24 protein-coding genes are annotated in these 25,259 nt (G+C 62.1%); 12 read left to right on the top strand and 12 right to left on the bottom strand.

All coding sequences use genetic code 11. The annotated features are described in order from the left end of the window. Nucleotides 1-14: 14 nt before the first annotated feature. The 4 genes from H163_RS0104455 to H163_RS0104440 all read left to right on the top strand — a co-directional run bounded on the left by H163_RS0104455 (nucleotide 15) and on the right by H163_RS0104440 (nucleotide 3,515). The gene (locus H163_RS0104455; RefSeq protein WP_081625953.1) at nucleotides 15-455 is read left to right on the top strand and encodes a globin domain-containing protein; all 441 of its coding nucleotides are present in this window, start codon (nucleotides 15-17) and stop codon (nucleotides 453-455) included. Between the two features lie 65 nt (nucleotides 456-520). Continuing rightward, a complete protein-coding gene (locus tag H163_RS0104450; protein ID WP_019963348.1) occupies nucleotides 521-1,594 on the top strand; it encodes an anhydro-N-acetylmuramic acid kinase in 1,074 nt (357 codons plus the stop codon). Between the two features lie 81 nt (nucleotides 1,595-1,675). Then, on the top strand, nucleotides 1,676-2,293 hold the full coding sequence (locus H163_RS0104445; protein WP_026355445.1) for a GntR family transcriptional regulator: 618 nt from the start codon (nucleotides 1,676-1,678) through the stop codon (nucleotides 2,291-2,293). Nucleotides 2,294-2,432: 139 nt separating this feature from the next. Then, on the top strand, nucleotides 2,433-3,515 hold the full coding sequence (locus H163_RS0104440; RefSeq protein ID WP_019963346.1) for a TRAP transporter substrate-binding protein: 1,083 nt from the start codon (nucleotides 2,433-2,435) through the stop codon (nucleotides 3,513-3,515). Nucleotides 3,516-3,560: 45 nt separating this feature from the next. On the opposite strand, the gene H163_RS0104435 is transcribed toward H163_RS0104440, so the two are convergent. Further along, nucleotides 3,561-3,965 (bottom strand): MAPEG family protein, encoded by a 405-nt coding sequence (locus tag H163_RS0104435; RefSeq protein WP_019963345.1) that lies wholly within the window; start codon nucleotides 3,963-3,965, stop codon nucleotides 3,561-3,563. A 238-nt stretch (nucleotides 3,966-4,203) separates the two neighbouring features. Beyond that, nucleotides 4,204-4,902: a GntR family transcriptional regulator gene (locus H163_RS0104430; RefSeq protein ID WP_019963344.1), complete on the bottom strand. Its 699-nt coding sequence runs from the start codon at nucleotides 4,900-4,902 to the stop codon at nucleotides 4,204-4,206. Between the two features lie 177 nt (nucleotides 4,903-5,079). Between H163_RS0104430 and kynU the strand changes: the two genes are divergently transcribed. Then, nucleotides 5,080-6,309, top strand: a complete 1,230-nt coding sequence (kynU, locus tag H163_RS0104425; protein ID WP_019963343.1) for a kynureninase — start codon at nucleotides 5,080-5,082, stop codon at nucleotides 6,307-6,309. Between the two features lies 1 nt (nucleotide 6,310). Continuing rightward, nucleotides 6,311-7,153 (top strand): tryptophan 2,3-dioxygenase, encoded by an 843-nt coding sequence (gene kynA, locus H163_RS0104420; protein WP_019963342.1) that lies wholly within the window; start codon nucleotides 6,311-6,313, stop codon nucleotides 7,151-7,153. A gap of 42 nt (nucleotides 7,154-7,195) precedes the next feature. Here kynA and H163_RS0104415 read toward each other — a convergent pair whose 3' ends face one another. After that, complete coding sequence (locus H163_RS0104415) at nucleotides 7,196-9,289, bottom strand: putative bifunctional diguanylate cyclase/phosphodiesterase (RefSeq protein ID WP_019963341.1); 2,094 nt, start codon at nucleotides 9,287-9,289, stop codon at nucleotides 7,196-7,198. Between the two features lie 686 nt (nucleotides 9,290-9,975). Here H163_RS0104415 and kynB point away from each other — a divergent pair. The 6 genes from kynB to H163_RS0104385 all read left to right on the top strand — a co-directional run bounded on the left by kynB (nucleotide 9,976) and on the right by H163_RS0104385 (nucleotide 15,291). After that, on the top strand, nucleotides 9,976-10,611 hold the full coding sequence (gene kynB, locus H163_RS0104410) for an arylformamidase (RefSeq protein ID WP_019963340.1): 636 nt from the start codon (nucleotides 9,976-9,978) through the stop codon (nucleotides 10,609-10,611). Nucleotides 10,612-10,681: 70 nt separating this feature from the next. Continuing rightward, entirely contained in the window at nucleotides 10,682-11,452 is a 771-nt protein-coding gene (locus tag H163_RS0104405; protein WP_019963339.1) for an ABC transporter ATP-binding protein, read from the top strand. After that, the gene (locus tag H163_RS0104400) at nucleotides 11,449-12,156 is read left to right on the top strand and encodes an ABC transporter ATP-binding protein (RefSeq protein WP_019963338.1); all 708 of its coding nucleotides are present in this window, start codon (nucleotides 11,449-11,451) and stop codon (nucleotides 12,154-12,156) included. The genes H163_RS0104405 and H163_RS0104400 overlap by 4 nt, the downstream gene beginning before the upstream one ends. Nucleotides 12,157-12,168: 12 nt before the next feature. Then, entirely contained in the window at nucleotides 12,169-13,041 is an 873-nt protein-coding gene (locus H163_RS0104395) for a branched-chain amino acid ABC transporter permease (RefSeq protein WP_019963337.1), read from the top strand. 15 nt (nucleotides 13,042-13,056) lie between these two features. After that, nucleotides 13,057-14,022: a branched-chain amino acid ABC transporter permease gene (locus tag H163_RS0104390; protein ID WP_019963336.1), complete on the top strand. Its 966-nt coding sequence runs from the start codon at nucleotides 13,057-13,059 to the stop codon at nucleotides 14,020-14,022. A 63-nt stretch (nucleotides 14,023-14,085) separates the two neighbouring features. After that, nucleotides 14,086-15,291 carry an ABC transporter substrate-binding protein gene (locus H163_RS0104385; protein WP_019963335.1) on the top strand — a complete coding sequence of 402 codons (1,206 nt, stop codon included), beginning with the start codon at nucleotides 14,086-14,088 and terminating at the stop codon, nucleotides 15,289-15,291. A 100-nt stretch (nucleotides 15,292-15,391) separates the two neighbouring features. On the opposite strand, the gene H163_RS0104380 is transcribed toward H163_RS0104385, so the two are convergent. From H163_RS0104380 to betI, 9 genes are all read right to left on the bottom strand, one after another. Next, the gene (locus H163_RS0104380; RefSeq protein ID WP_026355444.1) at nucleotides 15,392-15,739 is read right to left on the bottom strand and encodes a DMT family protein; all 348 of its coding nucleotides are present in this window, start codon (nucleotides 15,737-15,739) and stop codon (nucleotides 15,392-15,394) included. Nucleotides 15,740-15,857: 118 nt separating this feature from the next. Then, on the bottom strand, nucleotides 15,858-16,079 hold the full coding sequence (gene hemP, locus H163_RS0104375) for a hemin uptake protein HemP (RefSeq protein WP_208975302.1): 222 nt from the start codon (nucleotides 16,077-16,079) through the stop codon (nucleotides 15,858-15,860). A gap of 447 nt (nucleotides 16,080-16,526) precedes the next feature. After that, nucleotides 16,527-16,985, bottom strand: coding sequence for an Rrf2 family transcriptional regulator (locus H163_RS0104370; protein ID WP_081625952.1), 459 nt, complete (start codon nucleotides 16,983-16,985; stop codon nucleotides 16,527-16,529). Between the two features lie 94 nt (nucleotides 16,986-17,079). Beyond that, the gene (locus H163_RS0104365; protein WP_019963331.1) at nucleotides 17,080-18,141 is read right to left on the bottom strand and encodes a LacI family DNA-binding transcriptional regulator; all 1,062 of its coding nucleotides are present in this window, start codon (nucleotides 18,139-18,141) and stop codon (nucleotides 17,080-17,082) included. A gap of 76 nt (nucleotides 18,142-18,217) precedes the next feature. Next, complete coding sequence (locus tag H163_RS0104360) at nucleotides 18,218-19,402, bottom strand: BaiN/RdsA family NAD(P)/FAD-dependent oxidoreductase (protein ID WP_019963330.1); 1,185 nt, start codon at nucleotides 19,400-19,402, stop codon at nucleotides 18,218-18,220. A gap of 322 nt (nucleotides 19,403-19,724) precedes the next feature. Further along, nucleotides 19,725-21,035, bottom strand: a complete 1,311-nt coding sequence (locus H163_RS24765; protein WP_147290386.1) for a DUF5623 domain-containing protein — start codon at nucleotides 21,033-21,035, stop codon at nucleotides 19,725-19,727. A 271-nt stretch (nucleotides 21,036-21,306) separates the two neighbouring features. After that, entirely contained in the window at nucleotides 21,307-22,770 is a 1,464-nt protein-coding gene (betB, locus tag H163_RS0104350) for a betaine-aldehyde dehydrogenase (RefSeq protein ID WP_026355442.1), read from the bottom strand. 63 nt (nucleotides 22,771-22,833) lie between these two features. Continuing rightward, nucleotides 22,834-24,492 (bottom strand): choline dehydrogenase, encoded by a 1,659-nt coding sequence (betA, locus tag H163_RS0104345; RefSeq protein WP_019963327.1) that lies wholly within the window; start codon nucleotides 24,490-24,492, stop codon nucleotides 22,834-22,836. After that, a complete protein-coding gene (gene betI / locus H163_RS0104340) occupies nucleotides 24,489-25,100 on the bottom strand; it encodes a transcriptional regulator BetI (RefSeq protein WP_019963326.1) in 612 nt (203 codons plus the stop codon). Before betI ends, betA begins: the two co-directional genes overlap by 4 nt. Nucleotides 25,101-25,259: the final 159 nt, after the last annotated feature.

Genomic DNA, 25,259 nt, shown 5'->3' with positions numbered 1-25,259 from the left:
TGTGCCATCCGCAGATGTGGTTCAGTGGAGGGGTCGAGGTGACGCCTGAGCAGATCCGACTTGTGCAAGCGAGCTTCGACCGGCTGCGTCCGCAGGGGGCATCGATTGTATCCGGCTTTTACTGCCGCTTCTTTGAGCTTTCGCCCACCTTGCGCCCATTGTTCCGCACCCCGCTGCCTGCTCAGGAGTTGCGTCTTCTTGAGGCTCTGTCTGCAGTTATCAGCATGCTGTCCAATCTGCAGATGCTTCTTCCGGAGCTTGAAGCCCTCGCCAAGCGCCATGTTACCTATGGCGTCAGCGCCGCCCATTATCATGCGGCTGGCGATGCCCTGCTGTGGACACTCGAGCGCCACCTTGGCGAAGCCTTCACACCTGCGGTACGCTCTTCATGGATAGCGGCCTATGCAACGCTGTCTGACATCATGATTGCGAGCGCGGAGTACCGCGCAGCCTGAGCAGGCGCGCAGAACGGTAGCTTGCCGGGGTGCCGCGTCCGCGCCGGCAAACCGGAGTTTCAGCCATGGATCCGATTACAGTGCTTGGCACGATCAGCGGCACGTCTGCTGATGGCATCGACATGGCCCTGATCACGACAGATGGTGAGCGGCTGCTGTCGGCAGGGCCAGCAGAGACCGAAGCCTATGCTCCCGAAACCCGCGCCGCCATTCTTGCGACCATCGCGGCAGGCCCATCCCGCCGGGATCTTTGGCCGGGTCTGGCCGAAGCCGTCACCCGCGATCACGCCGTGGCCATTGCCGCCTTTCTGGCACGGCTGGAGCGCAAGCCGGATCTCGTCGTCTTCCACGGCCAGACGGTCTGGCATGATCCCGCCGCTGGCGAGACCGTACAGCTCGGCAACCCGCAGAAGCTGGCGGATGTGCTGGGGCTGCCGGTCGTGGGCGATGTGCGGCAGGCGGATATGGAAGCGGGCGGGCAGGGCGCGCCGCTGGTGCCTGTCTATCACCGGGCACTGGCCGCAGGCCTGAAGCAGCCGCTGTGCTTCCTCAACATCGGCGGGGTGTCCAATCTCACCTATATCGGCGGTGAGCATCTGATGGCCTTTGACATCGGGCCGGGCAATGCGCTGCTGGATGACTGGATCCGTCAGTCCGGCCTCGGTGATTTCGACCGGGACGGGCGCTGGTCCGGGGCAGGGCATGTGGAGGCCTCGCGGGTGGAAATCGCCCTGCGCCATCCCTATTTCGCCCAGCCTGCGCCCAAGTCGCTGGACCGTAATGCCTTCTCGCTGAAATGGGTGGAGGGGCTGTCGTGGCTGGATGGCGCGGCAACACTCGCAGCCATCACGGCAGAGGCTGTGGCCCGTTCCGCCGCGCTGCTGCCGCGCACGCCGAGAAGCTGGATCGTCTGCGGCGGCGGGCGGCGCAATCCGACAATCATGGCGGAGCTGGCGCAGCGGCTGGATGCGGAAGTCGTGAGCTCTGATGTGCATGGCATCGACGGGGATGCCCTGGAAGCGCAGGCAATGGCTTTCCTTGGCGCGCGGTTCATGGCAGGTCTTCCTACCAGCTATCCGCATACGACGGGGGCGCGCGAGCCGGTGATCGGCGGACGCCTCTACCGCCCCTCAGCCTGAGGCGCCTGAAGATACATGGACAAGAGCAGACCCATTGACGAAGACGAGGTCTTCGGAAACCGCGAGCGGCAGGACGAGCGGCTGAACGGAGCCGAAATCTACCGGCGGCTGGTGGAGGCCATCGAGGACCGCACACTGAAGCCGGGAGACCGCCTGCGCGAGGCAGAGCTTGCCGAGATTTTCGGCGTCAGCCGCACACCGATCCGCGAAGGCCTCAAGCGGCTGGAAGCGCAGGGCCTTGCCATACACGAGCCGAACCGGGGCATGGTGATCCCGACGCTGGATCACCGGCAGATTTCCGAGGTCTATTACATGCGCGAGGTGCTGGAAGGCACAGCCGCCCGCCTGGCTGCCCAGCACGCCTCCAACGCCGAAATCGAGATCCTGACCGAACTGGTCGAGGCGGACCGGCAACGGGTTGCGGACGAAAAGTCCATGGTGCGCTCCAACAGGGAGTTCCACCGGCGCATTTATCTCGCCTCCCACAACCGCTATCTCGTCGGCCAGATCGACCATCTGCGCCTGTCGATGATCCTGATGGCCGGCACGACGCTGGACACACCCGAGCGGCGCGAGACGGCCATTGAAGAGCACGCAGCCATCGTGCGGGCCATCGCCTCACGCGATCTGGATGCAGCCGAGACGGCGGCCCGCCGCCACATCGAGCACGCCCAGAAGACCCGCCTCAAGCAGAACTGAGGCTCGCACCCGATCATCTTATCCACCCGGAAAGAGCCGGCAAAAAGGTCAGGGGCATCTGGTCAAGTGGCCGTGCTGCGGTCTACGATCAGGAGTGGAAATTCTGCTTCGGGCCCAGAGCCCGCCGGGAGGTCAATCAATGAAACGCCGTGATTTTCTGAAAACGGGCGCGCTTGCGGCTGCGGCTGCGCCTGCCCTTGCAGCGCCCGCCCTTGCGCAGGCAACGCTGAACCTCAAGCTCGTGGGCGGTTTCCCGCGTGGCTTCCCCGGTGTGGGCACCGGGGCTGAAAAGCTTGCCAAGCGCATCGAGGCGATGAGCGATGGCAAGGTGAAGATCACCTATTACGGCGGCGGTGAACTGGTGCCTCCCTTCGAGGTGTTCGGCGCAGTGTCGAGTGGTGCAGCCGACATGGGCCATACGGCGTCCTATTACCATGCGGGCAAGGTGCGCGCGGCCATGTACTACACCACCGTGCCTTACGGTCTGGAGCAGTCGGAACTGTCCGGCTGGATCGCCTATGGCGGCGGTCAGGCGCTTTGGGACGAGGCTTATGCCCCGTTCGGCGTGAAGCCGTTCTATGCGGGCGGATCGGGTGCACAGGCTGGCGGCTGGTTCAAGAACCCGGTCACCAAGCTCGATGATCTGGCAGGCCTCAAGATGCGCATTGCCGGTCTTGGCGGCGATGTGATGCGCAAGCTCGGCGTTGTCACCGTGCTGACCCCGCCGCCGGAAATCTATCCGGCTCTCCAGTCCGGCGTTGTCGATGCGGCCGAGTTCGTTGGCCCGTGGAACGATGTGGCGCTCGGTCTCTACAAGATCGCACCCTACTACTACCTGCCGGCCTTCCACGAGCCGGGTGCCGCGCTGGAGATGATCGTGAACCAGAATGTCTGGGGCAACATGTCTCCGGCATTGCAGGCCATCTTCGCCAGCGCCGCGCAGGCCCAGGGCGAGGATACGATTGCCGAATTCCGCTACAACAACACCCGCGTTCTGGCCGATCTCGTCAGCAAGGGTGCCAAGGTCTCGGCCTTCCCGGATGATGTGGTGGCAGCGCTGGGCAAGGCCTCGCGCGAGGTGCTGGAAGCCTATCCGCAAGGGGATGCCGTAGCCGAAAAGGTGCACGCCTCCTACATCGCCTACATCAAGGAATGCGCGTCCTACACCAAGGCCATGGAAGAGCGCATGTATCACGACCGCGCCGCCGTCTGGGGCGTGTAACATGATAGGGCCCGGACGGCCGTTCGGCTGTCCGGGCTACCTGATTCACACCACCGCCAGCACGATGCCCGTGACCGCAGAGATGGTGAGGGTGGCGAAGGTGAGGATCATGCCGGTCATGCGGAAGATCAGCTGCTCCTTCGGCTGGGAAACGCCATAGGCGTGCGATACGCGGCCGATCGTGAATGCAAGACCGAGGGCATGCACGAGCAGAACCGGAGCCCCCTGCAACTCGCACATCAGGATCAGGATCAGCACCAGCGGCACATATTCGGCGAAGTTGCCGTGGACGCGCTGACGGCGCAGCAACTCCGTGTCGCCGCCATCCCCCAGCGCCAGCTGAAGGCTCTTGCGGCGGCCGACGACGCGGAAACTCAGGTAGATGTAGATCAGCCCCAGAACCCCTGCATAGATGGGGGTGGCGCTGAGAATAAGTGCTGTCTGCTGCAAAATGGTTCTCCCGGTGCGTGCCGCCGCATGCTGCCCTTGCCCTGACGCGACAGGACCGTCCGTCTCCCGTCAGGGTTTCAGCCCGCGACAATATTCGCGGCAAGGCCGCCGGTCGAGCTTTCCTTGTATTTTTGGGCGCGCCAGTGTGATGCTGTGTCCCATATCTGGCTGGGTCCGGCGGCACCGCGCAGGTTCAATCCGGCAAGCAGCGCCACGCCCTCCGAGCAGAGTCAGGGACTCAGGACCACAAAGCCTCAAAGACGGCGAGTGAAAAGCCGATATGATCCGTCAGAAGGCGGGCTGCACGGTCCGGGTCCCGGTCGAGAGCGGCCTGCATCAGCTCCGTGTGCGGGCCAAGGCCAAGCGTCTTCTGGTAGGTTTCCCGCAGCCGCCCTTGCGGATCATCATCCATGCGGGCGCGCACCTCCGGTGAGCTGAGCATATGCCGCTGGTGGCGCCGGAGCTGGTCATTCACCTGGCTGGCAAAAAGCTGCAGCCACGGTGCCTGCGTGCCCGAGAGAAGGGCGGCATGGAACGCATCGTGCCGCCGCTCCCACAGGTGGATGGCATCGCGCGCCGCATGCGGCACCGGTACGGGCGTTGAAGCCAGCTGGTGATGGGCTGCGACCATACGCCCTTCCCACTCTTCCCCGCCCTCGGCAATGGAGCGGATGAAAAGCCTTGGCTCTATGGCAAGCCGCGCGTCCTGAAGATCGCGCAGGCTTTCCGCCGACACGCCGCAGACCCTGTAGCCGCGATTTGGCATCAGCACCACCAGCCGCTCGGCCTCCAGCCGCGACAGCGCCTCGCGCAGCGGCGTCCAGCCAAAGCCGAACCGCTCCTTCAACAGGGAAACGGTCAGCGGCGCATCCGGAGGCAGGGTGCATTCCAGAATGGCGGTCCGCAGGGCGTTATAGGCGTCTTCGGTCTTCGGCATTCCGCTCGTGGGTCCCGGTTGAGATTTCCGGTGCATCTGATCAGGAATATATGACCTGTCAAATTATATATAATCCTTGCGGGCGTGCAGGTCCGCTGTTAGCGTGACCGCATGAGGCAGCCGTTGCTGCGGCAGTACACCCCAGAGGGTGCGGCAAGCCTGATTGAGGGAGATTTTATGTCCGGAACATCCAGCGCTCATCCGCTTGATCAGGGCGATCCGCTTGGCCCCAAGCGCGCCGCCTTTGCCCTGCCCGAGGGCGTCATCTATCTGGATGGCAACTCCCTTGGCACGTTGCCGGCCCATGTGCCGCAGCGGGTGGCCGATGTAGTGACCAAGCAGTGGGGCGAGAGCCTCATCCGCGCCTGGAACGAGCATGACTGGGTGGATCTGCCGCGCCGTGTGGGCGACCGGATCGGCCGTCTGGTGGGCGCAGCGCCCGGCACGGTGATTGCCGGTGACAGCACTTCCATCAACCTGTTCAAGGTGCTCTCGGCTGCTCTTGCCCTGCGGCCGGAGCGCAAGGTGATCCTCTCCGACACGGGCAATTTCCCGACGGATCTCTACATGGCGCAGGGCCTTCGGGATCTGCTGGACGCCGGCCATGAGCTGCGCCTTGTCGCGCCGGAAGAGGTGGCAGGCGCCATCACGGATGAGATTGCGGTGATGATGATCACGCAGGTCGACTACCGCACGGGCCGCCGTCATGACATGGCGGCGCTAACCCGGCTTGCCCATGAGGCCGGTGCTCTCGCCATCTGGGATCTTGCTCATTCCGCCGGTGCTTTCAAAGTGGAGCTGGATGCCTGCGGTGCCGATTTTGCCATCGGCTGCGGCTACAAGTATCTCAACGGTGGCCCCGGTGCTCCGGCTTTCCTTTATGTGGCAGAGCGGCATCAGGCCGTTGCCCGCCAGCCGCTGAATGGCTGGATGGGGCACGATGCGCCCTTTGCCTTCGACCTCGATTACCGCGGCGCCAAGGGCGTCGATCAGTTCCGTGTCGGTACGCCGCCGATCTTGTCGCTCTCGGCCCTCGATGCGGCGCTGGATGTGTTTGACGATGTAGACATGGACGTGCTGCGGGCCAAATCCGTTTCCCTGTGCGAACTGTTCATCCGTGAGGTGGAAAGCCGCTGCGAGGGGCTGGAGCTTGCGAGCCCGCGCAATCCGGATGAGCGTGGCAGCCAGGTTTCCTTCCGCTTTGCCGAGGGCTATGCCCTGATGCAGGCACTGATCGCACGCGGCGTCATCGGTGATTTCCGGGCGCCGGACATCGTCCGCTTCGGCTTCACGCCGCTCTACCTGTCGCATGCTGATGTGGTGAAGGCCGTCGACATTCTGGCGGACATTCTCGCCACCCGCAGCTGGGATGCACCGCAGTTCAAGACCCGCGCCAAGGTGACCTGATATGACCGCCAAGACCCCCTATGATCCGTCGGAAGACGGCGCGCAGATGCGTTTTGACGGGCGGATGTCCTATGGCGACTACCTGTCGCTGGACAAGATCCTGACGGCACAGTCGCCCCTGTCCGAGGCTGATGACGAGCTGCTGTTCATCATCCAGCATCAGACATCCGAGTTGTGGATGAAGCTGGCGCTGCATGAGCTGGCGTCGGCCAAGGCCCATATCGCCAGCGGCAACGTTCAGCCGGCCTTCAAGCTGCTCACCCGCGTGGCGCGGATCTTCGAGCAATTGAATTCGGCCTGGGATGTGCTGCGCACGATGACGCCCAGCGACTACACCACCTTCCGCGCGGCGCTGGGCCAATCTTCCGGCTTCCAGTCGTTCCAGTACCGGGCGATCGAGTTCATGGCCGGCAACAAGAACGCGGCCATGATGCGCCCGCACGAGCATGTGCCCGGCGTTCATGGCTGGCTGGAGGCCATCCGTCAGGAAACCAGCCTCTACGATGAGGCGATCCGCCTGCTGGCCCGATCCGGCTTCGAGATTTCGGACGCGATGCTCAACCGGGATGTGTCTGAGCCCTATGCCGCCGACGAGACCGTTCGCGCCGCGTGGATCGAGGTCTACCGCGACCCGGCACGCTACTGGACGCTTTACGAGCTGGCTGAAAAGCTGGTCGATTTCGAGGATTATTTCCGGCGCTGGCGCTTCAACCATGTGACCACGGTGGAGCGGGTGATCGGCTTCAAGCGCGGCACCGGCGGCACCAGCGGTGTCGTTTATCTGCGGCGCATGCTGGAGGTGGTGCTCTTCCCCGAACTGTGGGATCTGCGCGCAGATCTGTGACCTTGCTGCAAATCCCGATGAGCCAGTCTCATCGGGACCGGATCAGGCCCGGCGGGTAATGGCCTGCCGGGGCTTGCGCACTTTCAGCACCTTGGACTGATCGCGCCGGCGTTCCTGATCCTCTTCACACTGCTGGATGAGATTGGCAAAAGGCACCGGCCGGCTGAAGAGGAACCCTTGATATTCATCGCAGCCATTGGCCCGCAGCCATTCAAGCTGCTCGTCCGTCTCGACGCCTTCCGCCACGATCCGCACATTCAGCACATTGCCGAGGGAAATGATCAGCCGGGTGATCGGAGCTGCCGTCTTCAGGTCATTGATGAAGGTGCGGTCGATTTTCAGCACATCGATCGGATAGTTCTGCAAGTAGGCCAGATTGGAATAGCCGGTACCGAAATCATCGATCAGGATGTTGTAGCCGCACTTCTTCATGCGCGAGAGGGAGAAGCGCATGGAGGGGCTGTCCCCCAGCAGCATGGATTCGGTGATCTCGAAACCGATCTTGTGGGGATCGCAGCCGGTCTCCTGCGGCAGCAGCAGCAGCTTTTCGATCAGCTCCTGATCCTGGAACTGGTGCACGGAGAGGTTCAGTGACAGGCTGATGTCAATGCCTGCATCCTGCAGGTGCTTCTGGTGCAGCGCCACCTGCCGGTAGACCCATTCGCCCACCTCCACGATCATGCCGGTCTCTTCGCAGGCCGGGATGAAGCTGCCGGGGCTCAACAGGCCGCGCCTGGGATGCTGCCACCGGATCAGGGCTTCGGCGGAAAGGATGGCTCCGGTCCTGACGCAGACACGCGGCTGGAAATGCAGGAGGAACTCGTTGTTCTCCAGCGCCCGCCAGAGGTCCTGTTCCAGCGCCACACGTTCATCAAGACGCTGGCGCAGGTCCATTGAGAACGGGGTGACCTTATTGGCACGTCCGCCCCGCGCCTCGTACAGCGCAAGATCGCCGTGACGCATCAAGGTGTCCATGTCCTTGCCATCGTCCGGGCAGACGCTCATGCCTGCGGCGGCGGTGACCTGAAGCATCTGGCCGCCGATGTCCATGGGCTCGATGAACAGATCCAGCAGCTGGCGGCCGAAGTCCTGCGGGCTCAGGCCAATCATCCGCTCCGGAATGCAGACTATGAACTCATCACCGCCGAGCCGTGCAATCGTTCCCCTCTCGCCGGCGAACCCGGACAGCCGGGCTGCCGCAGCGCTCAGCAGCAGATCGCCCGTGACATGGCCCAGCGTGTCATTGATGACCTTGAAGCCATTGAGATCGATGAAATAGAGGTACAGGCGCCGGCCCTCGGTCAGGGCGGCATTGATCATGGCCGGAAGATGAGACTGAAGATAGAGCCGGTTGGGCAAGCCAGTCAGGAAATCGTGGTCGGCGAGAAATCTCGCCCGCTCCTGGGTTTCCTTCAACTCGGTGACATCAATCTCGCTGACGAGATAGGCCTGCACACCGGTGACGGCATCGCGGCAGGTTCTGGCGGTTATCTCGTGCCAGCGGATGCCATTCGAGGTGCGGGTCTGCGCCACCACCTTGCAATCCGAGCCATAGTCCAGGGCGCCCATCATGGCCTCTGCGATAGACCCGTCCACAAGCCGGTTCTGGAGCGTGAGATCGGCTTCGATCTGCGAGGCGCGTGAGGCGGGGTTGCGGTAAAGCGGAGCGCCGTTGCGGGAGAAGAGGGAGATCATGACGGGCGTGTGCAGCAGCGCTTCGGCGCTGCGCAGCGTCTCCGGCCGGATCTCGTGATTGACGATGCCTTCGCACAGCATGCCGGTGCGGCCGTCCTTCAGACGGATAGCCCGGAAGATGACCTGCAGCGTCTTGGGCACACCGAGAGGATACAGCGTCCAGGTTTCCGCGAAGCTTGAGTCACTTCGCTGGAAATCGGCCTTGTACTGGTCCAGCCGCTCGGCGACTGTCCGCGACATATCCGAGCCTAGATCGCGGGACCGCAATTGTTCGAGGCTCGATGCCCCCCACACCTCAAGGCCGCTGGCGTTGGCCCACACGATACACTTCAGATCGAAGTCATAGATCCACAATGCGGTCGCGATCCGTCCGAGCTGGTCAAGCAGCTCATCTGCTTCCACCTCGCAAGTCCGGAAGATATCGTCCGTCTCTGACTTCATTTAGCTGGTGCCGTATATCCTTGGGGTCAATTCCCGAAAATCAGAAGCTGCATCTGCAATGACGATTGGATGTTCGCATTGTGAGGTTTTGCAAGGGTTGGGGCGTCCAAAGAAATGCAAAGCCTCTTTCAATCTCTAATCGCATTCTCATGTGTCAGTATTCATTGAATGTGTTTTTCAAGGCTTAATCGGGATAGTTACGAATAGGTAAATTTTAATGCATGCCCGCCGCCAAATTCATTTGAAATGAGGCAGTTTCGTTGGCTCTCCGCTTTCCCTGTGTGTGCTTATGGTAAACAGAAGTAAGCCGCCTGAGCGTGGAGAGGTTTGAAATTACTTGGAAATTCTGATGCTTGATGTTCTGGATGGGGCGGTTTGGTGCGTTTTACATACCTGTGATTGAATAATGGTAGTGCGATGTGGCGCGCTCCAGGGTCAAAAAAACGTTTCCATCCAGCCGGGCCGGCCTTGTCAAGAAAGCCGAAAAGGCACCCTTGATATGTTTTAAATTTAAAGTAACCTCACTTTCAGACTGCTTCCGCGCTGCATTGCGCCCTGCTATGTGGAGGCCTTGGGCTTTTGCCGCATCACGCCTTGATTGCTCAGCCGCGGCAAGGGCTTGACCTGGTGTCACTGTGTCAGGCCCAAATGAGCGTTGGTATCACTGGCCGTAACCGGAGTTCGCTTTGTCCCGTCTTATCGACATAACACCGCCGCTTCGGGCCAGTTCTGCCGTTTTTCCGGGCGACGCAGGTTTCGAGCTGCGGCAGACTTTTTCCATCGGTCCCGGCTGTCCGGTCAATGTGGCGGCTTTCTCCATGTCCGTGCATTGCGGTGCCCATGCGGATGCGCCGCTGCACTATGCGAAGGAGGGCGCCACGATCGATCAGCTGGCGCTGGAGGATTACATCGGTCCCGCCCGGGTGATTGACGCAAGAGGTGCTGGCCCCCTCGTCGAGCCGCAGGACATCGAGGCAGCTCTGGTGGACGTGCCGCCGCGTGTGCTCCTGCGCTGTGAGGAGAGCCTTGATCCGGATGTGTGGCCTGAAGGTTTCCGCACCCTTGCGCCGGAAACCGTTGAGCTGCTGGCCTCCAGGGGCGTGCGGCTTATTGGTGTGGATGTGCCGTCGGTTGACCCGGACACGTCAAAGGATCTTCCTTCTCACATGACCGTGTTTCGCCATGACATGCGGATTCTGGAAAATCTGGTGCTGGCAGGCGTTGAACCGGGGGATTATGAGTTGATTGCTCTACCTATCCGGCTAGAAGGATTGGATGCTGCTCCTGTCCGGGCAGTCCTGCGTACGCTTGCGAGGGACTGAGGGAAATCCGGGCACGGGGCGCAAAAAGAAACAATAAGGGCGCTGTCAATTGCAGCGGCGGGGAAAACAGATGCTGGAACTCAACCAGCTTGTCATGCAGTTTGGCGGCTTCACGGCTGTTGATCACTGTACCTTCCAGGTGGCGGAAGGCACGATCACCGGCCTGATCGGACCCAATGGCGCTGGCAAGACAACGCTTTTCAATCTTATCGCAGGGGCATTTCCTCCGGTTGCAGGCAAGATCCGCTTCTGCGGCGAGGATGTGACCGGACTTCCGGCCAACAGGCTGTTCCACAAGGGGCTGGTGCGCACCTTCCAGATCCCGCATGAGTTTCACCGGCTTACGGCGCTGGAGAACCTGATGATGGTGGCCCCGGATCAGCCGGGCGAGAGCCTCTTCGCCAACTGGTTTAACTGGGGCAAGGTGGCAGGCTCCGAGGCCGAAGTGACGCGCAGGGCCTGGGAGACGCTGGAGTTTCTGGAGTTGACCCATGTGGCGGGTGAGCGGGCCGGCAATCTCTCCGGCGGTCAGAAGAAGCTGCTGGAACTGGGCCGCACCATGATGACGGATGCCAAGCTCGTGCTGCTGGATGAGCCTGCGGCCGGCGTCAACCGCACCCTCTTGCGCAAGCTGGAAGAGAAGATCCTGATCCTCAACCGCGAGCGCGGCTACACCTTCATTCTCATCGAGCACGACATGGAGATGATTGAAAAGCTCTGCGATCCCGTCATCTGCATGGCCGAGGGCAAGGTGCTGATCGCCGGTGACTTCCAGACCGTGCGCTCCGATCCGCGGGTGCTGGAAGCCTATCTCGGTGAAACGCAGGGAGATGCAGCATGAGCGCGCTCCTGACGATGCAGTCCCTCACCGGGGGCTATGGCGAGACCAACATTCTCAATCAGGTGTCGATGACGGTGAATGACCGCGAGATCGTGGTCATCGTCGGCCCCAACGGGGCGGGAAAGTCCACCGCGATGAAGGCCATCTTCGGCCTTCTCACCATTCGCGGCGGCTCCATCACCTTCGATGGCACCGATATCACCAACTGGGCGCCGAACCAGATCGTCCAGCGCGGCATCTGCTACGTGCCGCAGGTGGACAATATCTTTCGCGAAATGAGCATCCACGAGAATCTCGAAATGGGTGCCTTCCTGCGCAAGGGCGATCTCTCGGCCGCCTTTGACCGGGTCTACACCCTATTCCCGGACTTGAAGGCGCGCCGCAAGACACCCGCGGGCAACCTCTCCGGCGGTCAGCGGCAGATGGTGGCCATGGGCCGGGCCCTGATGCTCGATCCGAAGCTCCTGCTGCTGGACGAGCCGACGGCAGGTCTTTCGCCGAAATACATGGAGCAGATCTTCCAGATCAGCCGCGATGTCCGCGATACGGGCGTTGCCATCCTGCTGGTGGAGCAGCATGCCAAGCAGGCCCTTGCCTTTGCCGACCGGGCCTATGTGCTGGCGGCGGGTGCCAACCGGCACGAAGGCACGGGGCAGGCGCTTCTCGCCGACCGCGAGGTCGCAGAAATGTTCCTGGGCGGGTGAGGCTGAGACAAGATGACCTTTCTGGATTTCATCAATTTCTACATCGTGCCGGGGCTCGTCATGGGCTCCATCTATGCGCTGGGTGCCGTCGGCATCACGCTGGTATTTGCGATCCTGCGCTTTGCGCATCTGGCCCATGGTGATCTGGCAACGCTCGGTGCCTTCCTGGCGCTGGCGCTGGTAACGGCCCTCGGCATTCCGCCTCTGGCGGCGCTGCCCTTTGCCATCCTGGCGACAGCGGGCGTGGCGGTCGGGCTCGACAAGGTGTTCTACGAGCACCTGCGGAACCGGCCCAAGATCATCACCGTGATGGCAACGCTGGGCGCGGCGCTGATGGTCCGTGCCGTGGTGCAGGTGGTCTGGGGTGTCGATACCCAGACCTATTCCCGCGGGCTGGTGCGGCCGGAGGATTACTTCGGCATCCGGGTGCGCGACCGGGAGATCTACACGCTCATCGCCATGCTGGTGCTGGTGGCCGGACTTCAGCTGTTCCTGTCCCGCTCCAAGTGGGGCAAGGCGATGCGCGCCATGTCGGACAACCCCAATCTGGCGCTGCTTTCGGGCATCGACAACCGCAAGGTCGTCATGCTGACCTGGGTCATCGCTGGCGGCCTTTGCGCGGCCTCCGGTGTCTTCCTCGGGCTCAATACCGAGCTGAAGCCGATGATGGGCTGGTCCATGCTGCTGCCTATGTTTGCCGCAGCCATTCTGGGCGGCGTTGGCCGCGTGGAAGGGGCAGTGCTTGGCGGGCTGATCGTCGGCATCGCGGAGGAGATGTCCGTAATGTTCATTCCGAGCGAGTACAAGGCGGGCATGGCCTTTGCCATCCTGCTGTTCATGCTGCTGGTGCGGCCTACGGGCCTGCTGCGCGGCAAGGTCCTCTGACAGGGAGATTGCGCCATGGAACTCATCGGCCTTGCAAACTATGCCCTGTTCATGGGCGTCTTCATCGGCATCTATGCGCTTCTGGCGCTGGGGTTGAACATTCAGTGGGGCTTCACCGGCCTGTTCAATGCCGGTATCGCAGGCTTCTTCGCCGTCGGGGCCTATACCTCGGCCATCCTGACGAGCCCGCACGTGGATGGCCGGATCGGCGGCTATGACATGCCGGTGCTTGTGGGCTGGGCCGGCGCCATGCTGGCGGCGGGCGCCATCGCCTGGCCGATCGGCAAGATCTGTCTGCGCTTCCGCTCCGATTATCTCGCCATTGCCACCATCGGCATTGCCGAGATCATCCGCCTCGTCATCAAGTCGGAGGACGCGCTGACGGGCGGGGCCCGAGGCATCACCGGCATTCCGCGTCCCTTCGGCGATCTGCCCTATGTGCAGTCGCAGATGGCCTATCTGGCCATCGTCATTGCCGTGCTGGGCGTTGCCTACATGCTGATCCAGCGGCAGATCAATTCGCCCTGGGGCCGCATGATGCGCGCCATCCGCGACAACGAGCTGGCCGCCACCGCCATGGGCAAGGACATTGCCTACCGCCGCCTGCAATCCTTCATCTTCGGTGCGGCGCTGATGGGGCTGGGCGGGGCGCTGTTTGCCCATTTCAACCGCTCGATCACCCCGGAAGCCATCGACCCGATGATTGCCACCTTCCTTGTCTGGATCATGCTGATCCTCGGCGGGTCAGGCAATAACAGGGGAGCAATCCTGGGTGCGGCGATTGTATGGATCATCTGGTCTGTTTCAGAGATTGCAACGGACCGCCTGCCGCATGAATATGCGGTCAAGGCCAAGTACATCCGCGTCTTCCTCATCGGGTTGATGCTGCAGCTTGTCCTGCGCTTCCGCTCCGAGGGGCTGTTGCCGGAAACCCTTCCGGACAACCCGCCCAGGCCGCAGAAGCAGGGGACTGCTGCCTGACCTGGCCGCGGGATTGAAGTTTGCAATGAGGGGCAAAAGCCCCCGCTTTGTGGAGGTAATGAAATGACGCATAAGCTTCTCGCTCTGGCAGGGTCTCTCCTGGCCGCAACTGCCCTGGCCAGCGTTCCGGCCAAGGCAGATGTGAAGATTGGCCTGCTCGGCGGCATTTCCGGCCCGATTGCGGCCATGGCCCCGGCCATGATCGATTCGGCCCAGCTGGCGATTGCCGAAGTGAACGGGCAGGGCGGCATTCTTGCCGGTGAAAAGCTCGTTCCGGTCATCGGCGACAGCGCCTGCAACCCGCAGAACGGCACGGACGCCGCCACCAAGGCCGTGAACATTGACGGCGTCGTCGGCATCGTGGGCCCGCATTGCTCGGGCGCCGTGATTGCCGCAGCCAACTCGGTTTCCATCCCGGCCGGTATCGCGCTCATCACCCCGTCGGGCACCTCGCCGGAAATCACCGGCCTGAAGGACAATGACACCGTGTTCCGCACCGTGCCGTCCGACGACTTCCAGGGCCGTGCCCTTGCCCGTACCCTGAAGGAGCAGGGCTATGGCAAGGTCGCCGTTGCCTATCTCAACAATGACTACGGCTCCGGCCTCGCCAATGCCTTCAAGGCCGAGTACGAAACCATCGGCGGCGAAATCGCAGGGTTCGCAGCTCACGAGGGCGAGAAGGCCTCTTACCGCTCCAACCTTGCCGAACTCGCCAAGGGCGGCGCCGACACGCTCGTCATCTTCGACTATGGTGATGGCAGCGGCCTGACCATGCTGCGCGAGGCGCTGGAAAATGGCTTCTTCGAGAAGTTCGTCGGCGGCGACGGCATGAAGTCCGACGCTCCGATCCGTGAGCTGGGTGCTGACAACCTCACCACCTTCGTGGCTTCTTCTCCGGTCGGCGAGCAGTCCGCAGCCCTCGAAGCCTTCAATGCAGCCTTCAAGGCCAAGGGCGGCGATCCGGATGCGATCTTCGTCACCACCTCCTATGACGCAGCCTTCCTGATGGCTCTGGCCATCGAAAAGGCGGGCGGCGACAAGACCAAGGTGGCAGCTGCCATCCGTCAGGTTGCAGGTTCCGAAGGAGGCGAGCCGATCCTGCCGGGCGAGTGGAAGAAGGCCAAGGAGCTGATCGCCGCTGGCAAGGCCATCGACTATCAGGGCGCTGCAGGCGAGCATTCCTTCGACGAGGCCGGTGACGTTCCGGGAGCTTACTCCCTGTTCAAGGTCGGCGCCAACGGCTTCGAAGTCCTGACCGAAATGAAGTGATCTGGTTTCCGGCCCCGTTGCGGGCCGGTACCTGGCACATGCGGCCACACAAGACCGGCGGCCCCAAAGGCTGCCGGTTTTTGTTTGGATGCGGCGGTGATCAGCCGCGGAAGATGAACCCCGCGCCGAGGGCGATCAGCGAGAAGCCGATCAGGTGATTGAAGCGCAGCGGCTCGCCCAGATAAAATACGGAGAACAGCACGAAGACCGTCAGTGTCAGGACTTCCTGAATGGTCTTCAGTTCGGCGGCATTGAAATAGCCGTAGCCGATGCGGTTGGCAGGAACCTGCAGGCAATATTCGAAAAAGGCGATGCCCCAGCTGACCATGATGACGATCCAGAGCGCTGTGCTCTTGAACTTCAGATGGCCGTACCAGGCGAAAGTCATGAATATATTGGAGGCAAGCAGGAGACCGATGGTCACCAGCGGAACGGGAAGGGAAGCCATGTCAGGATGCACTCCGGCAAGAAAAGGCGCTGGCCGGGCATGATTCCTGCCGCGTGCCAGCGCCTTCACTTGCGCGCAGTTGGCGGCGCGCGCAAGGCCTTCGTGACCCCTCCCTGCGTCATTTTGTCAGAATCAGCTTGCCGAGCTTGGTGATCGTCAGCCGGTAGGTCTCGTCATTGTGCCGGATGCGCACTTCGCGCGAGCCCTTGAACAGGGATGTGCTTTCCAGCGTGCCGTTATGGTCGGCGGCACCACTCTTGCGCATGCCCGGAAGGCTCAGCTTTTCCTGGCGCAGGCTGTTCTGGCTGGGCACGGCGTGGGAGGGGGGAACGTGGCGCATGAAATTACCTCGACAGCTCAACAGTTTGGACAAGTTCCAATGTGCGGTGCGCCCGCAACATTTAACTTGACTGTAATACTCATAATAAGCTATCAAGACAAGGCCTGAGCGGCGGTGCTTCGGAAATCGCGTCCTTCGAACCACACGTCCTCAGGAGGCTGACCTTCAGTCAAAATGCCTGGCAAGCCAGCTGTTTTCTCCTCTCCCTCAGACAGCAAGCCAGCCCGGCGTTCCCCGCTTCAAGCGGGGAGGCCTGCGGGCCCGTTACCGCCCTTTGAGGCGATCTCTCCCCGACCAGATTTCCCGCAACAGACAGTCATCTGAGCACAACCCTGCGGTTGATGCTGCGTGGCCGCCTGACCGTTGCTGTCCAATAAAAAACGCCGGACCTGTCAGGACCGGCGTCTCAATGCAATCGCCTTGCGGCCTGCCGTCGCGGGGAGCCGGTCAGCTGGCGGCGGCGAGAGAAATTTCGCCGATGTTCAGCAGCTGGCGCAGGTCCGTGCGGTTCTCGGAGATGTCTTCGATGGTCTTGCTGTCCAGCACGTCCATGAAGGCCTCCAGCGCTTCGTGCAGCACGCCGTTGAAGCCGCAGGTCGTCAGGATCGGGCAATCCTTCCGGCCGGAGTTGAAGCATTCCGCCAGATAGAAGGATTCTTCGGCAACCCGCACAACCTCGCCCAGCGTGATCTGGTCGGCGGGTCTCGCCAGAACGATCCCGCCATTGCGGCCGCGAAGGGTCTTGATGAGGTCCGCATCCACCAGGATCTTCATGATCTTGAACAGGTGCGTTTCGGACATGCCGAAGCTGGCGGCAATCTCTGCCACCTTGCTGGGACGGCCCGGGTTCGCTGCGCAGTACATCAGCGTGCGAACGGCATAGTTGGTTTGTTGAGTAAGACGCATAGGTTTTAATATGTCCTCAAGAGGGGCAACCGTCAATGGGGTAAACGCGTAAAGATCGCAGTATTCTGCGGCTTACGGACTTGTTGCCGTTGCGTCAGGTTTTTGCGTCCTCCGGGGGCAGATTACCCGGCAAAAAGATGTCGATGCCGATCCGCTCCTGTTCCGCGATCACCGGTGTGCCGTCAATCAGCGCCTTCAGCACCCGGACTGCACTGCGGATCTCGTGGCCGGGGTTCTGGGCGATCAGCGCATCAATGGTGCCGTCGAGCAGCGCCCGGCGGGTGTATGGCGTCAGTTCATGGGCGATGAAGGTCACCTGCCGCGCCACGCCGCGTTCCTCCAGCGCCGAAATGACACCCCGGTTGCCGCCGCCCGCATTGTAGAGCCCTTCGAGGTCCGGATGCTCATCCAGCAGCCGCAGGGTGATGTCGCGTGTCCGCTCGTTGTCATCGCGCCCCTCGCGCACCTTCAGCGCCTGCAAGCCGGGCTGAAGCTCTTCCAGCACCTCAAGGCAGCTGCCGTGGCGCTCCGCATGGTCGCGCAGGCCCAGCGAGCCTGCAATGAAGCCGACCTTGGCCGTGGAGCCGGGACGGTTGCCGGCAATGAACCGGGCGAGCAGCTGCCCGGCAGAGCGCCCCGCCGCCACATTGTCGATGCCGGCGAAATGCGCGCGCGCCGAGGCCGGATGATCGGAGATGAGCGTAACCACAGGCACGTCCCGCATGGCCAGCCGGTCGATGGCGGCGCGCACTTCCGGCGAGCTTGGCGCCACGACGGCCACCCCGTCGCAGATGCTCTTGTCGAGCACGGCCAGCGTTCCGGCGACCGAATGGCTGTCGAAGGCATCGATGGGGGTGATGGTCATCACCACCCGCTCGCCCGCAACACGCAGCGCCACCTGTTCCGCCTCCCGCTTCAGGTCTTCCATGAAGGCGTTGGTGCTCTGGGGGATGAGGAAATGCAGCCGGTAGCGGCGGCGTTTGGCCAGGTTGGCGGCATGGACATCGGGCGTATAGCCCAGCTCCCGCACGGCCGTTTCAACCCGCTCCACCGTTGCGGCCCGCACTCCCGGCCTGCCGTTCAGCACCCTGTCGACGGTGGCAAGGCTCACTCCGGCCCGCGCCGCCACATCATGAATGGTCACACGCTGCATCATCACTCCCCAGCTGCCCTGACTATAGCGGCCGCATCGGGCTTGTCAGCAATTTTGTGCAATGCAGCAAGTGCTGCTTTCAGCCGAGCACTGCCTGTCCTGCCGCATGGCCCGAGGCCCAGGCCCACTGGAAATTGAAGCCGCCGAGATGGCCGGTCACATCCACCACCTCGCCGATGAAATAAAGCCCCGGCACGTCATTGGCCTCCATGGAGCGGGAGGAGAGGGCGGTGGTGTCGACGCCGCCCAGCGTCACTTCCGCCGTGCGGTAGCCTTCTGTGCCTGCAGGCAGCAGCTGCCAGCTGTTGATGGCGCTGCCCGTCTTCTGCAGCACCTTGTCGGGCTGGTCGGCCAGCCGTCCGCCAAAGCCATGGGCGGCGCTCAGCTCTTCGGCCAGCCGTTTGGGCAAAAGCCCGGCAAGCGCAGTGCGCACATCCTGCTTGCCGTGGCTGGTCTTGCCCGCCTTCAGCGCGGCAAATACATCCGTCTGCGGCAGCAGGTCGACGGTGATCGGCTGGCCCTCGCGCCAGTAGGACGAAATCTGCAGGACCGACGGGCCGGAAAGCCCCCGGTGCGTGAAGAGCAGCCCCTCGCGGAAGCGCGTCTTGCCGAAGCTGACCACCGCATCCACCGAGACACCCGCAAGCTTGGTGCAGAGGATCTTGTTGTCGTCCGAAAATGTCAGCGGCACCAGCGCCGGGCGGGGCGGAACCACGGCAAGGCCGAACTGCTTGGCAATCTCATAGCCGATGCCGGTGGCGCCCATCTTGGGGATCGACGGCCCGCCGGTCGCCACCACCAGCGCCCGCGCGCGCAGGGCCCCGCGGGAGGTGGCAACGGAAAACCGGTCATCCGGCTTGCTGACGGCGGTGAAGGACGTCTCCATCCAAAGCTTCACCCCCGCCGCCTCCGCCTCGCGCAGCAGCATATGGATGATGTCCATGGCGGCGTTGTCGCAGAACAGCTGGCCCAGCGTCTTCTCGTGCCAGGGAATGCGGTGCGCCTCCACCAGCTTGAGGAAATGCTGCGGCGTGTAGCGCTTCAGCGCGGAAACGCAGAAGCGCGGGTTCTGCGACAGGAAATTGGCCGGCGTGGTGTGCAGGTTGGTGAAATTGCACCGCCCGCCGCCGGAAATGCGGATCTTCTCCGCCGGGCGTTTGGCATGGTCGATCACCAGCACGGAAAGCCCCCGCTTTCCCGCCTCAATCGCACACATCAACCCGGCCGCCCCGGCGCCGAGAACAAGAACATCAATATCGGTCATGGGCTGCTTATAGGGCTTTGCCGGTGGGACGGCTAGCGGGGCGCGTTGTTCAAGAGGGGCGTCCATACTAGCTGTTGGCCCGGTTGTGAGGTGTAGCAGGACGTTTCCTCTCCTCTCCCTTTGGGAATTGGGGTGGAAGCGCCCTGCTATGCCCTATTTGTTTATTCTCAGTATTCGATCGGTATAGTTACACCAGATCAAGTCTGGGTAATAAGTCGAGGCTGATCCGTGCTGCCATGGAAAATTCAAAAACGTCATAGAGAACGTAACATTTTTGTCCTTCCGGGCTCTAATAAATGGAACCCGACAGAACTAGTGCCGTTTAATGCCAATTTTCCAATGACTTGATCGCCAAGTCTATCTTCTTGGTCAAGTCATTCAGTGGTTTCGATTCTGGATAGGCGCTAATAAGGATAGCTTTGGCGCTCCGCAGGCGCGCAATGCTCTGGGCTCGACTTGCAACGCCTCGCTCAGCATCAGGTACCTTCCCCCCCTCGCGATAGTAGAGATCGAAGAACTCGCTATCTGGCAAGGTCTCACGGTCATATTCGAGTTGAACCCAGTTATCGAGTTCGGACCTGACCAGATCGACACGATTGGTAACGCCCGCCCTGCCTCGGGTGGCCGTTAATACTTCCTTGAGAAGCTTCCCGACCTCTGAGTGCTTCTCAATGGGCATCTTTGCATTCGGTCGTCTGCCTGAGGAAAAGAGCATCTTGTACGAAACGGTGCTCGAAGCTTTCCCAGCAACGCGTGCCGGTTTCGGCACCCGTGCTTTCGCAGCCTTCTCGGCTTGCGCCTGAATTTCACCAGGCGTTCTGAAAGACTCAGCTTCGGCCTTAGCAATGCGCCGACAATTTCCGGGGACGATCGGCGCTCCCAACGCGGACAGCGCTGCCTCAATGGGTTCCAGGGCAGCACCTTTATCTCGATCGGAAAGGAGATAGAGCTCGCTGCCAGCATCTGGGAAGTAAATCCCACGCCATGCCGACTTAAGAATCTGCCAGTTGTTGCGGTCCGCCCAAGCGGTGCGCTCAAGCTGACGATCAGAAACCGCTGCGGCATATGGCTCGTCAAGCATAATTCTCTTCTTCGTCGCCGGATCGAACCATGAGCTGCAATGGTCAAGACCTGGCAGGCGGCCAGTGCTCTTGCTGTTAAGTAAAGCGTCACTTGTAGACGGCTTTAACCCTGTTGCAGCCATGAATTGGAGGGTGCGAGCAGCAGTGCATGCAGCAAAAATGGCCCCATCCTCGCTTTGAGGATTGGTTTGATAAACGATTAAGTCCGGTGCCCGGCGCTTGAACTTCCATAGGCCGTGCGCATTCTTGAAGTGTCTTGCCTCGACGATTTCATCTAGAGGCTTCGGAAGTGAGACTTCAATGATCTCTATTCCACGCGACTTTGTTTCGGGATCTCGCCACCGAACGCTGATGAAGGTTTTAAAAGTCGGTCGCTTGGCAGTGGTAGATGACATGAGGACACGCCGAGCATTCGTGTAATTCGCAAATCCTGCACGAATAGATGCACGGTCCAAACCAACAGCGTGAGGCACGCCGTCCTGCTTAGATATCGTTTTGGCGAGGCGCTTGATGCCGTCAAGGGTGGTGGGCGTAATGTTTGCCGTAGACATGTTTCTTCTCCCGGACTCGTGAGAAGCGTCACCCGTCAACCACCTCGTGAGCCCGAACAAGAGACATGAACGGGTCATCAAACATCAAAGGCAGTGCTGTCTACAGCTTTGCAACTGACGGGTGGCATGCTTCTGCCGGAAGCAGAAATGATTTAATAACACGTTTCGGTCAGTTCAAGAGCGATCATCAAAAAAATAATCATCTCAACATCGTCGCGGCTGCCATTCGAACTTGTTTCTGCCACCGGCAGCTCACGAGGTCACTCCCCCCTCAATAAGCCGCCTCAGTCCGTCCCATTTCCACGTAGACGCTCTTGATCTGGCTGTAGTGGGCAATGGCTGCGTGGCCGTTTTCGCGGCCGATGCCGGAAGACTTGAAGCCGCCGAAGGGCATCTGGATGGGGGTGAGATTGTAGGTGTTGATCCAGCAGGTGCCGGCCTGAAGCTGGCCGATGACCCGGTGGGCGCGCTGGATGTCGCGGGTGAACACGCCAGCGCCGAGGCCGAATTCGGTGGCGTTGGCGCGGGTGATGACTTCTTCTTCCGTTTCGAAATCGAGCACGCACATCACCGGGCCGAAGATTTCCTCACGGGCAATGCGCATGGTGTCCTCGACATCGGCAAAGACGGTCGGCTCGACGAAGAGGCCCTGCGGGAACTGCGGCACCTGCGCGGCCTTGCCGCCGCAGACGAGTCTTGCGCCTTCGTCCTGGCCCAGCTTCATGTAGCCCAGCACCTTGTCATACTGCGCCTTTGACACGAGCGGGCCGAGGTTGACGGCCTCTTCCAGCGGGTCACCCATCACCGCATTGGCGGTGCGCTCCGCAAGGCGCTTCAGGAAGGAGTCCTTCAGGCCCTTCTGCACGAAGACGCGGGTGCCGTTGGAGCAGACCTGGCCGGTGGAATAGAAATTGGCGTTGATTGCCGCCGAGACGGCGCTTTCCAGATCGGAGTCATCGAACAGGATCAGCGGCGACTTGCCGCCCAGTTCCAGCGTCAGATGCTTGAGGTTTGCCCCCGCAAGGCCCGCGACCTTGCGCCCCGTCGGCACGGAGCCGGTGATGGAGACCTTGGCGACAGCCGGATGGGAGACGAGCTTTGCCCCCACATCGCCCGCGCCCTGCACCACGTTGAAGACACCGGCGGGAACGCCAGCTTCGGTGAGGGCTTCGGCCAGCTTCAGGGCGGAGAGCGGCGTCACTTCCGAGGGCTTGAAGATCATGGCATTGCCGCAGGCAAGGGCGGGAGCGGCCTTCCAGCAGGCGATCTGGATCGGATAGTTCCAGGCGCCGATGCCAACGCAGATGCCCAGCGGCTCGCGGCGGGTGTAGGCGAATGAGCCGCCGAGATCGATGTGCTCGCCGGTCAGTGTGGCAGCGAGATTGCCGAAATATTCAAGGCAATCCGCGCCGGAGGCCGCATCGGCGATGAGCGTTTCCTGCAAGGGCTTGCCGGTGTCCAGCGTTTCAAGCTCGCTCAACTCCCGGTTCTGCCGGCGCAGGATGTCGGCTGCCCGGCGCAGCACCCGGCCACGCTCGGCGGCAGGCGTTGCGGCCCAGAGCTTCTGTCCCTCGCGGGCGGCTGTCATGGCGGCTTCGATGGTGGCGTCATCTGCGCCATGCAGCCGGGCGATCACTTCGCCGGTGGCTGGGTAGATGCTGTCGAATGCAGAGCCTTCGGGGCTCTCCACATAGGCGCCGCCGATATAGTGGGAGGCTGCGGGTTGCGCGCGCATGGGCTTGGCTCCGTTCTGTTCACTGGGTGCCGCTTCGGGCACGCTCCTGTTCGGTCTTTTGGCTCAACGCTGGCTGATTTGCCAGTCCGGATGGATCCACGGCTCCTGATTGGAGGCGGGCAGGGGCGTGCGGCCGAGGATATGGTCCGAGGCCTTCTCGCCCACCATGATCGAGGGGGCGTTGAGATTGCCGTTGGTCACCTGCGGGAAGATGGAACTGTCGGCCACCCGCAAGCCCTCGACGCCGATCACCCGGCATTCCGGGTCCACCACGGCCATGGGATCGTCCTTGGCTCCCATGCGGCAGGTGCCGCAGGGGTGGTAGGCGCTTTCTGCATGCTCGCGGATGAATCCGTCCAGCTCATCATCGCTTTGCAGGTGGCTGCCGGGCTGGATTTCCTTGCCCCGGAAAGGGGTGAAAGCCTCCTGCCCGAAAATCTCCCGCGTCAGGCGGATGCAGGCGCGGAAATCGGCCCAGTCATCGGCATGGGACATGTAGTTGAAGCGGATCGACGGCTTGTCCAGCGGATCTGAACTTTTGAGCCGCACCGCGCCGCGAGACTTGGAGCGCATCGGCCCGACATGAGCCTGGAACCCGTGTCCCTCCGCCGCCGCCTTGCCGTCATAGCGCACGGCAAAGGGGATGAAGTGGAACTGGATGTCCGGATAGTCGATGCCGGCCCTGGAGCGGATGAAGGCGCAGGCCTCGAACTGGTTGGAAGCCCCAAGCCCCTTGCCGGTGAACAGCCACTGCGCCCCGATCAGCGCCTTGGAGATGAGGTTCCAGTGCTTGTAGAGCGTGACCGGCTGGGTACAGGCCTGCTGCAGGTAAAGCTCCAGATGGTCCTGCAGGTTGGCGCCGACACCGGGCCGGTCCGCCACGACGTCGATGCCGTGCTCCTTCAGATGCTGCGCCGGGCCAATGCCGGAGTGCATCAGCAGCTTGGGCGAGTTGATCGACGAGGCGGCGATGATCACCTCGCGCCGGGCATGGGCCACTTGCGGTGCTCCGCTGCCGCGCTGATATTCCACGCCTGTTGCCCGGCCATTTTCGATCACCACCCGCCGAACAAGCGCGCCGGTGATCAGGTCCACATTGCCGCGCTTGAGGGCGGGCTTCAGATAGGCATTGGCGGCGGACCAGCGCTGACCGTTGTAGACGGTCATCTCCATATCGCCGAAGCCTTCCTGCTTCTCGCCGTTGTAGTCGGCGGTGGTCTCGTAACCGGCCTGCCGCCCGGCTTCGATGAAGGCATTGAACAGCGGATTGTGCTTTGGCCCGCGCTGCACATGCAGCGGGCCGTTGCGCCCGCGCCAGCCATCGTCACCGGCCTTCGCGTTCTCCATCCGCTGGAAGTAGGGCAGCACATGCCGGTATCCCCAGCCACTGGCGCCCATCTCTTCCCAGGTGTCGAAGTCCTTCGCGTGGCCGCGCACATAGACCATGCCGTTGATGGAGGACGAGCCGCCGATCACCTTGCCGCGCGGGGTCGCCAGCACGCGGCCACCCAGATGCGGCTCCGGCTCGCTGGCAAAGCCCCAGTCATAGCGGCGCATGTTCATGGGATAGGAGAGGGCGGCCGGCATCTGGATGAAAGGCCCGGCATCCGTGCCGCCAAATTCCAGCACCAGCACGCGGTTTGCAGGATCTTCCGATAGGCGCGCGGCCATGGCACAGCCCGCAGACCCGGCGCCCACGATGATGAAGTCATATCCGCTCATGGCTGCACCTCGTTCCCGGCTCCGGACTGACGCATGCGGATCTGCGCTTCCACATAGTCCTCGACCATGCGGATGGCGGCTTCCCGGTCCGGCGATTTCCGGCTCAGGGCCTGACGGATCCACACGCCGTCAATCATGGATGCGGTGCCTTCGGCGACCTCGGCCGCATCCTTTTCCGGCAGGAAGGCCTTGAGGCTGAAGGTCAGGTTGGAGGTGAGGCGCGCGGCATAGATGCGCAGCAGGCGCTGATTGGATTCGGCCGTCTGGGCCTGCGCGTAGAACGACAGCCAGGCCGCAATCACCGCCTCGCGGAACTGCTCGGGGTCGAAGTTCCCGGCGATGATCGCCGAAATCCGCTCGCGCGGGGTCGAGGCTGCGGCAAGGCGCGCGCGGATGCCCTGACCCAGCTCATGCAGCAGGTGCCGCATGGTGGCCGCAAGCAATTGATCCTTCGAGCCAAAATAGTGGTGCGCCAGACCGCCGGACACACCCGCACGGCGGGCGATCTGCGCAATCGTCACGTCGCAGAAGCCTGTCTCGTGAATCGCATCCACGGTTGCTTCGATAAGGGTGCGGCGGCGTTCCGCTTCCATCCCGATTTTCGGCATCAGGCACTCCTTTCCTCACCCTATGGATATTTTTAATTGATCGATCAATCAATCAAAACTTGCCAAGCCTGCGGCAAAATGTTTCAGTAGCAAAATCCAGAGGGGCAAACCGCACCGCAAAGACGGTCGTAGAAAAGGTTCCCCATTGCATAAGGGGTC

Origin of the sequence: Pannonibacter phragmitetus DSM 14782, from assembly GCF_000382365.1 — a bacterium.
GTDB lineage: Bacteria > Pseudomonadota > Alphaproteobacteria > Rhizobiales > Stappiaceae > Pannonibacter > Pannonibacter phragmitetus.
Note: the sequence above shows the minus strand (reverse complement) of the source record. Positions and strands in the feature narration are given on the sequence as shown.